This window comes from Streptomyces venetus, assembly GCF_039540295.1.
In the GTDB taxonomy this organism is placed as follows: Bacteria; Actinomycetota; Actinomycetes; order Streptomycetales; family Streptomycetaceae; genus Streptomyces; species Streptomyces venetus.
The window spans coordinates 257154-270927 of sequence record NZ_BAABET010000010.1 but is presented as its reverse complement, the minus strand read 5'-3'; the positions used below and the strand labels follow the sequence as shown (position 1 = coordinate 270927).

Annotated in this window: 14 protein-coding genes; 2 read left to right on the top strand and 12 right to left on the bottom strand. The window is 73.1% G+C overall.

Annotated features, from left to right (window positions below):
* Positions 1–6: 6 nt before the first annotated feature.
* From tgmB to ABEA82_RS30460, 3 genes are all read right to left on the bottom strand, one after another.
* Positions 7–990 carry an ATP-grasp ribosomal peptide maturase gene (tgmB, locus tag ABEA82_RS30470; RefSeq protein ID WP_345664925.1) on the bottom strand — a complete coding sequence of 328 codons (984 nt, stop codon included), beginning with the start codon at positions 988–990 and terminating at the stop codon, positions 7–9.
* Positions 991–1006: 16 nt separating this feature from the next.
* Positions 1007–1198, bottom strand: coding sequence for a putative ATP-grasp-modified RiPP (gene tgmA, locus ABEA82_RS30465; RefSeq protein WP_003995022.1), 192 nt, complete (start codon positions 1196–1198; stop codon positions 1007–1009).
* Positions 1199–1330: 132 nt separating this feature from the next.
* Positions 1331–1642, bottom strand: a complete 312-nt coding sequence (locus ABEA82_RS30460) for a YkvA family protein (RefSeq protein ID WP_345664924.1) — start codon at positions 1640–1642, stop codon at positions 1331–1333.
* A gap of 245 nt (positions 1643–1887) precedes the next feature.
* Between ABEA82_RS30460 and ABEA82_RS30455 the strand changes: the two genes are divergently transcribed.
* Complete coding sequence (locus ABEA82_RS30455; protein ID WP_345664923.1) at positions 1888–3378, top strand: hypothetical protein; 1491 nt, start codon at positions 1888–1890, stop codon at positions 3376–3378.
* A 3-nt stretch (positions 3379–3381) separates the two neighbouring features.
* Here ABEA82_RS30455 and ABEA82_RS30450 read toward each other — a convergent pair whose 3' ends face one another.
* From ABEA82_RS30450 to ABEA82_RS30410, 9 genes are all read right to left on the bottom strand, one after another.
* Positions 3382–5538 carry a xanthine dehydrogenase family protein molybdopterin-binding subunit gene (locus tag ABEA82_RS30450; RefSeq protein WP_345664922.1) on the bottom strand — a complete coding sequence of 719 codons (2157 nt, stop codon included), beginning with the start codon at positions 5536–5538 and terminating at the stop codon, positions 3382–3384.
* On the bottom strand, positions 5535–6539 hold the full coding sequence (locus ABEA82_RS30445; RefSeq protein WP_345664921.1) for an FAD binding domain-containing protein: 1005 nt from the start codon (positions 6537–6539) through the stop codon (positions 5535–5537). Before ABEA82_RS30445 ends, ABEA82_RS30450 begins: the two co-directional genes overlap by 4 nt.
* Entirely contained in the window at positions 6536–7066 is a 531-nt protein-coding gene (locus ABEA82_RS30440) for a (2Fe-2S)-binding protein (RefSeq protein WP_345664920.1), read from the bottom strand. Before ABEA82_RS30440 ends, ABEA82_RS30445 begins: the two co-directional genes overlap by 4 nt.
* Positions 7067–7178: 112 nt before the next feature.
* Entirely contained in the window at positions 7179–8294 is a 1116-nt protein-coding gene (locus ABEA82_RS30435; protein WP_345664919.1) for a hypothetical protein, read from the bottom strand.
* Positions 8295–8662: 368 nt separating this feature from the next.
* Positions 8663–8971 (bottom strand): hypothetical protein, encoded by a 309-nt coding sequence (locus ABEA82_RS30430; RefSeq protein WP_345664996.1) that lies wholly within the window; start codon positions 8969–8971, stop codon positions 8663–8665.
* A gap of 16 nt (positions 8972–8987) precedes the next feature.
* Entirely contained in the window at positions 8988–9401 is a 414-nt protein-coding gene (locus tag ABEA82_RS30425) for an SRPBCC family protein (protein WP_345664918.1), read from the bottom strand.
* A 100-nt stretch (positions 9402–9501) separates the two neighbouring features.
* Positions 9502–10596: a carboxylate-amine ligase gene (locus ABEA82_RS30420; protein WP_345664916.1), complete on the bottom strand. Its 1095-nt coding sequence runs from the start codon at positions 10594–10596 to the stop codon at positions 9502–9504.
* A 273-nt stretch (positions 10597–10869) separates the two neighbouring features.
* A complete protein-coding gene (locus ABEA82_RS30415; RefSeq protein ID WP_345664915.1) occupies positions 10870–12078 on the bottom strand; it encodes a phospholipase D-like domain-containing protein in 1209 nt (402 codons plus the stop codon).
* 115 nt (positions 12079–12193) lie between these two features.
* The gene (locus ABEA82_RS30410) at positions 12194–12778 is read right to left on the bottom strand and encodes a TetR/AcrR family transcriptional regulator (RefSeq protein ID WP_345664914.1); all 585 of its coding nucleotides are present in this window, start codon (positions 12776–12778) and stop codon (positions 12194–12196) included.
* A gap of 137 nt (positions 12779–12915) precedes the next feature.
* Between ABEA82_RS30410 and ABEA82_RS30405 the strand changes: the two genes are divergently transcribed.
* The gene (locus ABEA82_RS30405) at positions 12916–13770 is read left to right on the top strand and encodes a class I SAM-dependent methyltransferase (RefSeq protein WP_345664913.1); all 855 of its coding nucleotides are present in this window, start codon (positions 12916–12918) and stop codon (positions 13768–13770) included.
* The last annotated feature ends 4 nt before the right edge of the window (positions 13771–13774 follow it).

Genomic DNA, 13774 nt, shown 5'->3' with positions numbered 1-13774 from the left:
TCCCACTCAACGGATACTCGCGTTCCAGCCGTTGACCTGCGACCGCTCATCCGGAACGGGACGGGCCAGCCACTCGGAGATGGAGCGGGCGATCGGCTGCCCCGTCTCCACCTCCACGAACCCGAACTGTCCGGACTGGTTGCACTCCAGGAACCACCAGGTCCCGTCGGCGTCCTCGGCGAAATCGAAGGCGCCGTACGCCAGTTCCGCCTCCCGCAGATACGACCGGACGCCCGGCGCGATGCTCGACGGCACGTCGGTGGGCTCCCACGGCGAACCGGGAGCGGCGAAACGCACGTCGACCTCGTCGGGGTCGGCGTCCGCGGCGGTCGCCTTGCGGGCGGCCAGCATCCGCTCGCCCACCACGGTGAGACGGATGTCGGCCCGCTTGCCGATCCGCCGCTGTAACAGCGTCGGCCCGAACGCCACGGCCGAGAAATCCGTGTCCGGCGCGACCCGGCTGGTCGGCACGGCCCGCGGCGGGTCCTGCGGATGCGCGCCCGACACAGGCTTGACCACCAGCTCCGGGTAACGCTCGGCGAACTCACGGGCGGCGCGCGGAAAAGTCGTGATCAGCGTCGCCGGCACGGGCAGGCCGCACCGCTGGGCGAGGCGCAACTGCCACGGCTTGTGCCGGGCCCGGCGCGCCGCGTCCGGATGGTTCATCCATCGCGCGTCCGAGCCCCGCAGCATGCCGTAGAGCGCCTGGGCGGCCTCCTCGGTCAGCCACGCCGACGGCTGGGCGGCCCGTCCGGCGGGCGCGCCGGGCCGGCGCACCCAGACCGATCGCAGCCCGCCTATGCTCACCAGCCGCCCCCCGGCGGACAGATGGCCACGGAAACGGCCGTGGACGTACTCCCCGGACAGCGCCACACCCCCGGTCAGGTCGGCGGGATCGACCCGGACCACCGGAACCCCGGAGGCGTTGAGGTGCACGACCACCATGTCCGCGGTCACGTCCTCCTCACAGGTGAGGATCAGTACGGTCATCTTCGGCGGCCCGTGTTCAGTCGTCGAAGTGCGTCTTGGAACCGGCGGTGGACGTCGTGGTCCCCACCTCTCTCAGCACGGCGAAGTCGCAGGCGGCGACCCGGCCGTCCAGAAGCACGTTCAGCTGCAGTCCGGCGTCGTACACGTACGGAATGACAGCTTCCAACTCCACTGCCGGGCGCGCGTAGTTGAGCGCGAACGGTTGCATCGTCTCTCCCTCGTCGGTGCTGCGCCGATCGAGCGGTGGTTCAGGGGCACGGCCACCCGGTCCGCCGGCTCGTTTCGGCTTCCAGAGACTTATACGAATCGAACGGGTGGTTGGTTTCCTTACTTTCCGTAGTCATCGCGCCGTTTGGTGGTCCGGCCGACGTGCCGTACTGCGCTCCCGCTCGCCGAGGGAGCCGCGGACGGTGCGCAGAGCGAGCAGCAGGACGCCGATGTCGTCCAGGTACACGGGGTCGGGCAGCAGGTCGACGGGCAGCACGAAATAGAGGACCGCGCCCCAGAAGACCCAGCGCGGGCCTGTGGGCAATCCCACGCGCCGTAGTTCGCGCCGGGCCCGGACCAGCCGCACCAAGATGCCGATGGCGAAGACGAGCACGATCGCCGCGAGCACCGCGGCCACGATGATCACCTGTGTGGTCGTATCCACGGGGTCCCCTCCCAGGCGTGCCGCGACACGGGGTGTCTTTACGTGGATTCCCGTTTCCGGCGGCTGTATTGCCGCCGGAGCCGGACATGTCGGCGCGTCGGCGGATTTTCCCGTGCGGGCGGTCATCCCGGTGGCGTACCCGAGTGGCACGGTGTGACGGGGGCGCCTAGTAATGGTCAGCGTAACGTCGCTCGTCACACGACGGGGGGCGCAGGAGCGGCCGCACTCTTCCCCTGGAGGCGAGTATGACCACCTGCTCTTCATCACCCCGCTCGCACGAACCCGGCGTACCGCCTGAGCCGAACGGGGCCGTCGAGCCGTCCGCCGGGACAACCGTCGTCACCCGTGGCCACCAGGTGGAGCAGACGAGCACGCAGCCCGCCGCGGGCCCGTACGAGACGAACCCGACGGCACCCGAGCCCGCGGTGGCCGGCTCACGCCGTGTCGAACGGGCGGACACCGAGCCCGTCGCCCTCGGCTCTCCTCAGGAGGACCAGGCGCACGCCCCGTCAGCCGCCCTCGACGACCAGGCGGATGAGGCAGCCGAACAGGTCGGGGCTCCCGACGCGCGGCGGGTGGACGCAGTGGCCGCGCGGCCTGCCGCTCGCGCCCCGGAGCGGACGAGCCGGCCCGCCGCGCGCGGAACGGACCAGCCGGGTTCCGGACCGTTCGTCGTCCGCTCGCTCGACGAGAACCTGGTCGAGCTCCGCCCCGGCACCGGCCCCGACGCCGCCCCACCGTACGGCGACGCCGTCAGCGACCTCGTGCACGCCGCGGTGGCGGACCGGCCCCTGGAGGAGGTCGTCGCCCTCATCACCTCACTGGAGGCGTCCCCCGCCCACACGGAGGCCAGGGTCGACGCGCTCCGCACCGCCGGAGTGGGCCGGGCCGTCGAGGACGTCTGCCGGATGATCGCCCTGCTGACGAGGCCCCCGCGCGACCCCGAATGCGCGGACGAGGCGATCCGGGCCGCGGCCGCCCACCGCCCCGTGGAGGAAGTGACCAGGCTGGTCACCCTGCTGCACAAGCAGCCGCAGGAACCCCACGTCCGCGAGGAGGCCCTGCGGGCGGCCGCGACCGGCCGGTCCGTCGAGGAACTGGTCGAGCTGATCGACCGCCTCGGCCTGGAGCGGCTGGACCGCAACGGCCCCCGGCCCACAGGGCCTTCGCGCCCCGGCCCGGGCGAGATGGGTCCCGAGCCGCCCCGCCGGCCGGCCGGACGCCGCGCGGCGCGGCCGGACCCGGCGCGCCGGCACCGCCGGACGTTCGGCTCCGCACCCGCGGGCCACGACCCTGCCACGGATCGGCTCGCCCGATCCGTGTCGTGGACCGGATGGCTCGCCGCCCTCGCCCTGGCCGTGTGCGCGGTGGCCCACTTCCCGCTGCAACGCGGCGGAGCGTCCCTGGGCCTGCACGCGTACGCCCTCGCCCTGTCGGTGCTGTGCACGGTGCTGGCGCTGCTGCTGGTCCTGCGCCCCGTCCTGGTGGTGCTGGCCGGAGCGGTGGTGGTGCCCACGGTGCTGGCCGGAGCGCAGGCGTACCAGAGTTCCTTCCCGTCCGCGTCCCTGCCCCGGGCCGTGGAACTGGCACTCGCCCCGCCGTGGTTCGCCTCCGGGGCCGCCGTGTGCGCCGCGCTGCTCGCCGTGGCCACCCTGGCCTTCCGGATGCTCCTGCCCCTCATGGACAGACAGTGGGCGCCCGCCCCGGCGCCCGGGGTACGCCGAACGGCGGAGTGACCGCTACCGGCGCGGTACCGGACCGGATCCGCTCGCGGCGGGTCCGGTCCGGGCGTCGTTCGTGGCCCGGTGGTCGAGCAGCCCGGCCAGCACCCGGTCCGGCGTGAGCGGGAGTTCACGGAAGCGGACACCGGTGGCGTGGTGGACGGCGTTGCCGACCGCCGCGGCCGTTCCGACGATGCCGATCTCCCCGATCCCCTTGCTGCCCATGGGGTTGAGGTGCGGATCGTCCTCGTCGATCCAGTGCGCCTCGATCTCGGCGACGTCGGCGTGCACGGGCACGTGGTACGACGCCAGATCCGACTCGGGGAAGTCACCGAACGCGACGTCCATCGTGCTGCCCTCGGTCAGCGCCATTCCCAGGCCCATCGTCATGCCGCCGACGAACTGGGAACGCGCCGTACGGGCGTTGAGGATGTGCCCGGCGGCGTACACCCCGAGCAGCCGGGCGACCCGGACCTCGCCGGTGACCGTGTCCACCGCGACCTCGGCGAAATGTGCCCCGAAGGCGTGCCGCGACCAGGCGCTCTCGGCGTCGGCCTTGCCCCTCGTGTCGGCGCGCTCCTCCAGTCCCTGCTCCGGCAGCGGCCCCGTGTGTTCGGCCAGCCGCCGTGCCAGCCGGTCACAGGCCTCGTGGACCGGCCAGCCCCAGGAGGCGGTGCCGGACGAGCCGCCGGCCAGCGACGCCGACGGCAGTTCGGTGCTGCCGATCTCGATCCGCACCCGTTCCAGCGGCACTCCGAGCGCGTCGGCGCCGACCTGCGCGAGCACGGTCCGGGCGCCCGTACCGATGTCCGTGGCGTTCACCCGCACCAGGAACGTCCCGTCGGGCAGCGCGCGGGCCGTGGCCGCGGAGGGCCACGCCATGACGGGATACATCGCCGCCGCCACGCCCGTCCCCAGCAGCAGGGGCCCTTCCCGGCGGGAGCCCGGTCGGGGATCGCGCCCCTCCCACCCGAAGCGCCGGGCACCCTCGCGCAGGCACTCGACCAGATGCCTGCTGCTGAACGGCTTGCCGCTGTCGGGCTCGGTGTCCGGCTCGTTGCGCACGCGCAGCTCGATCGGGTCCATGCCGAGTTCGGCGGCGAGTTCGTCCATCGCGGACTCCAGCGCGTACATGCCCGGGGCCTCGCCCGGCGCCCGCATCCACGACGGGGAGGGCACGTCGAGCGCCGTGACCCGGTGCACCGTACTGCTGTGGGGCGCGGCGTACATCACCCGCGCGGGCACCGCCGCCTGCTCCACGAACTCCTTGATGCGGGAGGTGTGCGTGGTGACCTCGTGGATGAGCGACGACAGCCGCCCGTCCGCGCCGGCTCCCAGCCGCACCCGGTGCAGTGTCGGGGCACGGTGCCCGACCACGGTGGGCAGGAAGCGGCGGGGCAGGGCCACCGTGACCGCCCGCCCGGTCTGCCGTGCCGCCATCGCGGCGAGCACGACGTCGGGCCGTGGCGTGCCCTTGGAGCCGAATCCGCCGCCGACGTGCTCGGAGGTGACGACGATCCGCTCCTTGGGCGTCTCGAACAACTCGGCGAGCACGGCCCGTACGACACCGGTGCCCTGGCTGGAGGTGTGCACGGTGAGCCCGCCGTCGTCCCAGCGGGCGGTGCTGGTGTGCGGCTCCATGGGGTGGTTGTGCAGCGGCGGCACCCGGTAGGCCACGTCGACCCGGGCGGCCGAGGAACCGAACGCCTCCTCGGGGTCGCCCTGCCCACGGACGGCGGGGTACCCGCCGTTGACCTCCTCGGGGACGTACACACCCGGGTGCGAGGCGGACAGGGCCACGTCGTGCTCTTCGGCGGCGTACGTGACGCGGACGGCGGCCGCGCCGGCCCGGGCCGCCTCCAGCGTCTCGGCCACCACCAGGGCCACGAACCAGCCGCGGTGGGGGACCCGGGGACTCTGCAGCACGGCGAGCGTGGGATCGTCCGCCTCCGCGAGGCGAGGGGCGTTCTCGTGGGTCAGGACGGCGAGGACACCGGGCACGGCCAGGGCCTCCGCCGTGTCGACGCCGGTCACGCGGCCCCGGGCGACGGCCGCCGGCACGGGCCAGGCCTGGGCACGGCCGGGGAAGTGGTACTCGGCGGCATAGCGGGCGGCGCCGCTGACCTTCTCCCGCCCCTCCCGGCGCTCGGCGGGAGCGCCCACGCTGCCGGTCATGGAGTCCTCCTCGCAGGCGCCCCGTCCGCCAGCCGGGACAGCACGTCCACGGCCAGATTGCGGGCCAGGGGCACCTTGTAGGCGTTGTCCCGCAGCGGCTGTGCGGCGGACAGTTCGACGTCGGCGGCGTGCTCGAACGCGGCGACCGTGGGGGCCGCGCCCACCAGCGCCTCCTCCGCGCGCCGGGCCCGCCAGGGCCGGTGCGCCAGGGCTCCGAACGCCAGCCCCACATGGTCGACCACACCGTTCGAGACCCGCAGCACCACCGCCACGGACGCGAGCGCGAAGGCGTAGGAGGCGCGGTCGCGGGCCTTGCGATACGCCGACGGAAGACCGGCCGTGGCGGCCGGCAGCACCACGCCCGTGATCAGCTCCCCGGGGCGGATCTCGGTGTCCTGCTCGGGGCGGTCCCCGGGCAGCCGGTGGAACTCCGCCGCCGCGACACTCCGGGCGCCCTCGGGACCGTACAGCTCGACACTCCCGTCCAGAGCGGCCAGCGCCACCGCCATGTCGGAGGGGTGGGTGGCGATGCAGTGCGCGGAGTGCCCGAGTACCGCGTGATCACGGTGGACGCCGTCCCGCGCACCGCAGCCGCTGCCCGGCTCGCGCTTGTTGCACGGCTTCGAGAGGTCCTGGAAGTACGGGCACCGGGTGCGCTGGAGCAGGTTGCCGCCGGTCGTCGCGGCGTTGCGCAACTGCCCGGACGCGCCCGCCAGCAGCGCCTGGGACAGCGCCGGGTACCGGTCGCGCACCACAGGGTGGGCCGCGAGGTCGCTGTTGCGGACCATCGCCCCGATCCGCAGCGCCCCGTCCGGCAGTTCCTCCACCGCGTCCAGCGGCAGACGGATGACGTCGATGAGGGCGGCGGGCCGCTCCACGCCGAGCTTCATCAGATCGACGAGGTTGGTGCCGCCACCGAGATAACGCGCGCCGGTGTGAGAGGCGTACGCGGAGGTCGCCTCCTGGACGCTCCCGGCGCGGACGTAGGCGAACCCCTTCACCGGATCACGTCCTCGACCGCCTCGGCGATCCGCGGATACGCACCGCACCGGCACAGGTTGCCGCTGAGCCGCTCCCGGATCTCCTCCCGGTCCAGCGGCACCGGCTCACCCGAGGGCGCCGCCGGGTCGGTGACGTGCGAGGGGTGACCGGCCGCCGCCTCGGCGAGCATGCCGGCCGCGGAACAGATCTGGCCCGGCGTGCAGTAGCCGCACTGGAACGCGTCGCGCTCCACAAAGGCCTGTTGCAGCGGATGCGGTTGCTCTCCGTCGCCGGAGAGACCCTCGATGGTGGTGACCTCACAGCCGTCCAGGGCGACCGCGAACAGCAGACAACTGTTGACGCGCCGGCCGTCCACCAGGACCGTGCAGGCACCGCACTGACCGTGATCGCAGCCCTTCTTGGCGCCCGTCAGGTCCAGATCCTCCCGCAGGAGGTCCAGCAGGACTCTCCGGTGGTCGACGGTGAGCGTGTGGGGCTTGCCGTTGACGCGGAGCGTCGTCTCCGAGTGGTGCTCTTCGTTGGCCATGTCGTCGCGGACCTTCCCGGGCGGACCGTACTGCCGTACGGACCGCGTATCCAGAAGGCCGCGACTGACACGTCCGCCCCGGCAGGGCGGCGCCCGTCCCTGGTCCCGGCGGCTATTCCCGCTCGCCGGAGGGGCCCGCAGGTCGCGGGGACCTGCCCTTGAGACGCTCGAACGTCCGTGTGAGCTGCTGCAGCGGCGACGCGACGGGAGCGTCGGCGGGCTGCTGCGCCGCGGGAGCCGCCCCGGCGGTCTCCTGGTAGGCGGTCAGGGCCTCGTGGGCGCGCTCGGCCGCCTCGCGGTACAGGTCACGGGACCTCGTCATGGCCTCGAGCGCCTCGGCGTACATGGCGACCAGACCGCGCTGCCGGTCCAGATCCTCCTGCAGGGTCAGCAGGTGCCAGTCCTCCCGCAGTGCGGTGAGGGCGTCCTCGGCGCCGTCGGGCAGGGGCCTCGGCAGCGCGGCGAACCGTGTCACCGCGTCGATGAGGTCGGCCGGCTCCGAACCGTCGAGGAAGACCGCGCGGACGGAGAAGTCCGCCGCCTCGTAGCCCTCCGGGGCGGGGCTGCCGGGCAGCACCACGGCACCGCCGCGGGGCACCTGGATGCCGGAGTCCCGCAGGGCCCAGTTGAGTCCCCGCAGCTGCTGCGGGGCGGCACGGTGCTCCACCACCCGGTGCCGCAGGCCCGGCGGCAGCCACCGCGCCACCGGCCTCCGGCCGCGCTCGTCCGTGGTCATGGCCTCGTGGACGACGACATGGATGTGCCACCCGCCGCGCACCGCGTTCCTGAGCAGACGCCGGGTCTCCTTGTCGTCCTGGGGGATCGGGTTGATCTCCCGCAGCGACAGCTCAGCGGTGGCGTCCCGGTCCCAGCCGGCGTCCGGCTCCTCCGGCCAGAACAGGGCGGCGGGGGAGGGCCACTCGTCGCGCCACGGCTGCTCGGCCTCGGCGACCAGGACCCACTCCTGTCCCTCGTCCGAGGCGGGCCGCAGCGTCAGCCGGGACCGCACGGTCACCGTCTCGTCCACCCGCCAGCGTGCCTCGAACACCCGCTCCGCCGGCGCGGTCTCGTCCTCGGGCAACTCCAGGAAGTCGTCGATGGCCCGACTGCGCTTGCGCTGCTCTAGCGAGCGCCGGAGCACGTCTGCCGTGGCGCCTCGGGTATGGCGGCCGCGAGCCAGCCACACCGTGGCGGGAGTCATGGGGCGAACGGTGGGGGAGGTCGGCATGGGTCCATCTGGGAGCGGGGGCAGGTCCGCCTGCCAGTATCGTCGCCGCAGGCCGACGGGGTTGACCCGGGGTCGTACCCGGCGTGGCGCCCTGCTGTGCCGGGCGGCGCCGGCAGACCGCGCGGGGTGTGCGGGAAGCGCGCGCCGCGCACGGGGTGTGCGCGCCGCGCGCACATCGGTGGATCTCACTCGTGGCCACGCCGTGACGCGGTCCCGACAATGGTCCGCACGAGCAGGGCCCGCCCACCATCCGCATCGGGGCGGGTCCTGCTCGCCGGCGTCGTACGTCGTACGTGTTCAGGACGCTCCTTGTCCCACCCTGGGGGCCGCTCCGTGTGCCGACGCGTCCGGTCGTTCCGGTGGGCCGTTCAGGGGCGCGGGTTCACGCGACGCCACCGTGGACGTGCGTCGGGCCCCCGGCGTCCGGCCACCGAGGCGCAGCGCGGGCACTGCCGCCGTACCCGGTCCGCCGCCCCGCCGGACTCCGGGAAGGTGTCCGGCCATCCGACGTGCGGGAAACGGACCAGGCCGGAGCGGCTGAGCGACAGCCCGCAGACGGTCTGGTTCAACCCCGGCTCCCAGGCGTGCACCTCACCGGAGGGCAGCCGACGCCGGCCCTCCTCCTCGTCGGTCCACTGCCCGGACGCGGCGACGACGTACTGCCTGACCCGTGCCATGCCGTGCGCGGCCGGGTCAGCCGGCCGTGTGCTCGACACGCAGCCGCACCTGCTCCTCCAGGCGCCGCAGGCTGGTGTCCAGTGCGTCGCGCACCGTCGTCTCGCCCGGGTCGTGACCGTCGTCGAAGAACGACAGGTGCACGGTCACCTCACTGGCTCCGGCACCGATACCGGCGACCTGTAGCCACCCCGTGTACGTGCCCTGGTCACGGGTGCCCCATTCGAGCCGCATCTGGTCGCGTTGCGCGCGCAGCAGGGCGGAGGTGTCCTCGTCGGTGCGGTCCTCGTGCACCGTCACGGCGGGCAGCTCACGGGCCTCCACGTGCAGGGCCTCCGGCAGCCAGGTGTCCAGCTGCCCGACGTTCGCCGCCTGGTCGAAGACGTGCTCGGGCTGTGCGGGCATCGTGCGTGAACGTTCGTACTCGGTCATCGCGCCACCGGCCTTGTTCGGGTTCGGACAGCGCCCCGCGTTCCCACCCTGCCCGGCGGTATTCCTCGGCGATCCGGCCACCTGCCGGCCGTCCGGTGCGTCACGTCCCAGTGCTTTGGCCGCTGACCAGGTCGGTCACCGCCCGGAGGCCGCCGTGCGCGAGGGCGGCGCGTTGCCGGTCCGCCCCGGTCCCGTTCTGCAGGAGCCGGTGGACCAGGGACGTCACCTGGCGGCTGTCGCCGGAGGCCTCGAGCGCGGGCGAGACGTGCCGGAGGAACTCGTAGAGCACGTCACCGGCCCGGTGCGTCGCACCACCCGGGCCGACCAGGGTGTCGCCGAGGCCGTACCGGGCGGCGTGCCACATGGCGGCTTGCAGCATCTCCGGGCTGAGGTCGGGTGCCCGCGCCCCGGCGGCGGTCTCCGCCAGGGCGGTCTCCACGAGAGCCCGGGTGACCGCGGCGAGCATGACCGCCTCGTCGGCGCTGAGCTGGACGTCGAGGCACCGCACCTCGACGGTGGGGTAGCGGGGCGAGAGGCGGGCCTGCCAGTACAGCTGACCGGTGTCCGAGATCAGACCGGCGTCGAGCAGCCGCTGTACCCGCAGGTCGTAGTCGGCGGCGTCGTGGAAGTACGGTGGCATGCCGCTGACCGGCCAGCGGCCGAAGACCACCGTGCGCCAGCTCGCGAACCCGGTGTCGCCGCCGTCCCACAGCGGGGAGTTCGCCGACATGGCCGTCAGGGTCGGCAGCCAGGCCCGGATACGGTTCAGCACCTGCACCCCGGCCTCGCGGTCCGGCACGGCGACATGCACGTGCGTGCCGTTGACCAGCTGCTCCGCCACCAGCTGCGGCGCCTGCGTCACCATGGCCCGGTACCGGGCCTGGTCGGTGACGGCCATGGGGTGGCCGTGCCGCAGCGGTGGGGTCCCGCAGGCCGCGATCCGGCAGCCGTGCTCCTCGGCGGCCATGCCGATCGCGTGCCGCAGCCGCAGCAGATGCCCGCCGACCTCCTCCAGGGTCCCGCACACCGGCGTGGCCACCTCGACCTGCGCCTGGAGCAACTCGTACTGCACCTCCTGATCGGCCACGAGACGCCCCAGGCCCGCCGCGGTACGGACCTTGTCGGCCTGCGGCACCGGCAGACCCGTGACCGGGTCGAGCAGCAGGTACTCCTCTTCCACTCCGACAGTCGTCATCGGACACCTCTGTTCCGCCCGGCTGCCCGGGCCGGATCTCACGACCCGAGTTGCCGCCGGCACTTCGGGACAAACCCCGACACGGCCGGACGGAAGAGCCGCGGATTCAGCGGCCCAGGGCGGTCTCCCGCTCCGGACGGGACCGCTTCTCCGGATTGCGCGCGGCGTTCAGTGCGGTGACGAGACCGTCCACTTCGACGACGACCAGGTCGGTGCGCCGGTCTGCGCGATCTCCTGATCGATCCGGTGCCGGGCCGCGGATGTGCGGTGGAGCTACAGGAAGCGCCGGATCGGCGTGACCGCGGCTTCCTTCACGCGTTGCGGTACCGCTCTTCGTCTCCACCGGGTGAGGTCGATCTCCACGCTGCGCTTCAGATCCGCGTCGTAGTCGCGGTCGAGCGAGGCGGTGAACTCCTCGTCCAGGGCGACGAGCATGATCTCCTCGTCGTGGTCCATGGACCGGCGGTTGAAATTGGTCGATCCGATGAGGGCGGCGACCGAGTCCACGGTGATGATCTTGGCGTGCATCATGCTCGGCTGGTACTGCCGGATGTGCACGCCGGCCCGCAACAGACGCGTGTAGTGGTGCTGACCGGCCAGCTGGCAGGCGCGCTGGTCGGTGTGGGGGCCGGGCAGCAGGATCTCGACACGCACCCCGCGACGAGCGGTCTCGCACAGCAGGTCGACGAAGTACGCGTCCGGGGCGAAGTAGGCGGTGGCCAGCCGGAAGCGCTCCTCGGCGGAGGTGAGCAGCACCCGGATGAGGGTCTGCATGTCCTGCCAGCCGATGCTCGCGGACCCCCGGACGACCTGCACCACCGACGAGCCGGCCTGCGGGTGCTCGGTGAAACGGTCACGGTCGTCGAAGAGTTCGTCGTGGCACTCCGCCCAGTTCTGCGCGAACGCGGCCGCGATGCCGTCCACGGCCGGACCCCGCACCTGTACATGGGTGTCTCGCCACTCGTCCGGGTTGCGGGCGTCGCCGCACCATTCCTCCGCGATGCCGACGCCGCCGGTGAAGGCGGTGTGCTCGTCGACGACGAGGGCCTTGCGGTGACAGCGGTGATTCTGCTTGAACGGTGACAGCCACATGGGCTTGCGGAACCAGGCCACCTGCACACCGGCGTCGCTCATGAGCTCCAGCAGCCGCGGCTCGATCTCCTTGGCGCCGAAGCCGTCCAAGAGCAGCCGCACCCGCACCCCCGCGCGGGCGCGGTCGGCCAGGGCGGCGGCGAAGTCGTGGGCGATCTGGCCGCGCCAGTACACGAACGTCATCATGTCGATGGTGTGCCGGGCCGAACGGATCGCCCCGAGCATGGCCGGGAAGATCTCGTCACCGTTGCGCAGCGGCACCAGGTCATTGCCTTCCGTGGCGGCCACGCCGAGCAGCCGCTCCAGACGGCGGCGCAGACGCTGCTTGCGCGCTGCTGTGTCCGGCGCGGCGCCGCGAGCAAGGGGTGCCGGTATGCCGTCGACCACCATGCCAAACCTCCACAGGGGCCATGGGGACAATACGTCCAGGGCTCCTGGACGAGCCCGACCTACCGCATGCCCGGCCGGTACCCCGTCACTCGCCCCATGACCTGTCAGGCAGGCTTCAGCCCTCCACCAGCGCGGCGACCAGGCGTTTCATGGGGGGCCGGGGGTCGGGTGTGCCCGGCCAGCTGGTCATCAGGAGGTGGTGGGCGGTTCCGACGACGGCGAGGGCCACCGTGTGGGGATCGACGCTCTCCGGCACCCGGCCGAGCCCCCGCTCCGCCTCCAGGTAGCCGGCGATGGCCTCCTGGATCGCCGTGAAGCCGGGCGCCCCGCCTTCCAGGGCTTCCCGGATGCGCAGCGTGGCGGCGGGACGGGTCATGGCGAGGCCCGAGATGGCGGGGCCGCCGGAGTCGAACAGTGCGAGGGCTACGGCGTCGAGGTTCCGGGCCACCGTTCCCTGTCCGGCGAGCCCCCGCAGTTCCCTCGCCTTGGCTGCGGTTCGCGCGAACCGGTCGAGACACAGCTCGGCCACGAACTCGTCGAGCCCCGCGAAGTGCGCGTGCAGCAGCCCCTTGGCGCACCCTGCCTCGGTGGTCACCGCACGGCTGGTGAGTGCACCGGGCCCGTCCCTGGTCACGACGCGCTCGGCGGCCGCGAACAGCCGCTCGCGCACGTCCGGCGTCGCCACTCCACGCGGTGACATGGGCCTCTCCTCCGTTCCGTCCCGGCCGCCTCAACGGGCACAACCCCTCGGATCGTAGCGGGGATTGCCAGTTTGGGCATGCGCCCATACTGTTTGGGCGCATGCCCATTCCCCGTCGTCCATCCCAGGAGGCACTCGTGCCGGACATCGTCAACACCGAGCAGGCGCAGGCATGGAACGGCCCCGAAGGTGCCCACTGGGCCCGCCACCAGGACCGCTGGAACGCCGTCAACGAGGGGTTCGACGAGCCGCTCCTCGACGCCGCCGGAATCACCGGGGGCCACCGGACCCTCGACCTCGGGTGCGGTGCCGGGCAGACCACGCGCCTCGCCGCACTGCGGGCGCCCCGAGGACACGCGCTCGGCCTCGACCTGTCCGGCCCGATGCTCGCCGAGGCCCGGGCCCGCGCTGAGCGGGAGAACATCACCAACGTCGCGTTCACGCAGGGCGACGCGCAGACGCACCCCTTCGAGGCGGACGTCTTCGACGCGGCCATCAGCCGCTACGGGGTGATGTTCTTCGCCGACCCCGTGGCTGCCTTCGCCAACGTCGGCCGGGCGCTGCGGCCCGGCGGGCGCCTGGCGTTCGTCTGCCCGGCGGACGCCACGTTCAACGAGTGGGTGGCGGCGGTCGCATCACTGCGCGTCGTCCTGCCGGTCGGCGACTTCGGCCGGCCGGGGTTGCCCGGCATGTTCTCCCTGTCCGTCCCGGACCGCATCCGCGACGTCCTCACCGCTGCCGGGTTCACCGCCATCGCCATCAACCAGGCGCGGGTGTACGGGACATGGGGACACGGCGCCGAAGACGCGGCGGAGTTCCTGCTGGGGACGGGTCCTGGTCGCCACCTGCTGGAGCAGGCCGCCCCGACCGCCCGGACCCGCGCCCGCCAGGTCCTGACGGACCATCTGCGCGACCACGAAACAGCGGACGGCACCGTTCGGCTGCGCAGCACGTCATGGCTGGTCACGGCGGACCGTCCGGCCGACCGGTGAGGCA

Bases quoted from the DNA above. Each gene is read 5' to 3' on its own strand.
- tgmB (WP_345664925.1), bottom strand. From the start codon at position 990: ATGACCGTACTGATCCTCACCTGTGAGGAGGACGTGACCGCGGACATG.
- tgmA (WP_003995022.1), bottom strand. From the start codon at position 1,198: ATGCAACCGTTCGCGCTCAACTACGCGCGCCCGGCAGTGGAGTTGGAA.
- ABEA82_RS30455 (WP_345664923.1), top strand. From the start codon at position 1,888: ATGACCACCTGCTCTTCATCACCCCGCTCGCACGAACCCGGCGTACCG.
- ABEA82_RS30450 (WP_345664922.1), bottom strand. From the start codon at position 5,538: ATGACCGGCAGCGTGGGCGCTCCCGCCGAGCGCCGGGAGGGGCGGGAG.
- ABEA82_RS30440 (WP_345664920.1), bottom strand. From the start codon at position 7,066: ATGGCCAACGAAGAGCACCACTCGGAGACGACGCTCCGCGTCAACGGC.
- ABEA82_RS30435 (WP_345664919.1), bottom strand. From the start codon at position 8,294: ATGCCGACCTCCCCCACCGTTCGCCCCATGACTCCCGCCACGGTGTGG.
- ABEA82_RS30430 (WP_345664996.1), bottom strand. From the start codon at position 8,971: ATGGCACGGGTCAGGCAGTACGTCGTCGCCGCGTCCGGGCAGTGGACC.
- ABEA82_RS30425 (WP_345664918.1), bottom strand. From the start codon at position 9,401: ATGACCGAGTACGAACGTTCACGCACGATGCCCGCACAGCCCGAGCAC.
- ABEA82_RS30420 (WP_345664916.1), bottom strand. From the start codon at position 10,596: ATGACGACTGTCGGAGTGGAAGAGGAGTACCTGCTGCTCGACCCGGTC.
- ABEA82_RS30415 (WP_345664915.1), bottom strand. From the start codon at position 12,078: ATGGTGGTCGACGGCATACCGGCACCCCTTGCTCGCGGCGCCGCGCCG.
- ABEA82_RS30410 (WP_345664914.1), bottom strand. From the start codon at position 12,778: ATGTCACCGCGTGGAGTGGCGACGCCGGACGTGCGCGAGCGGCTGTTC.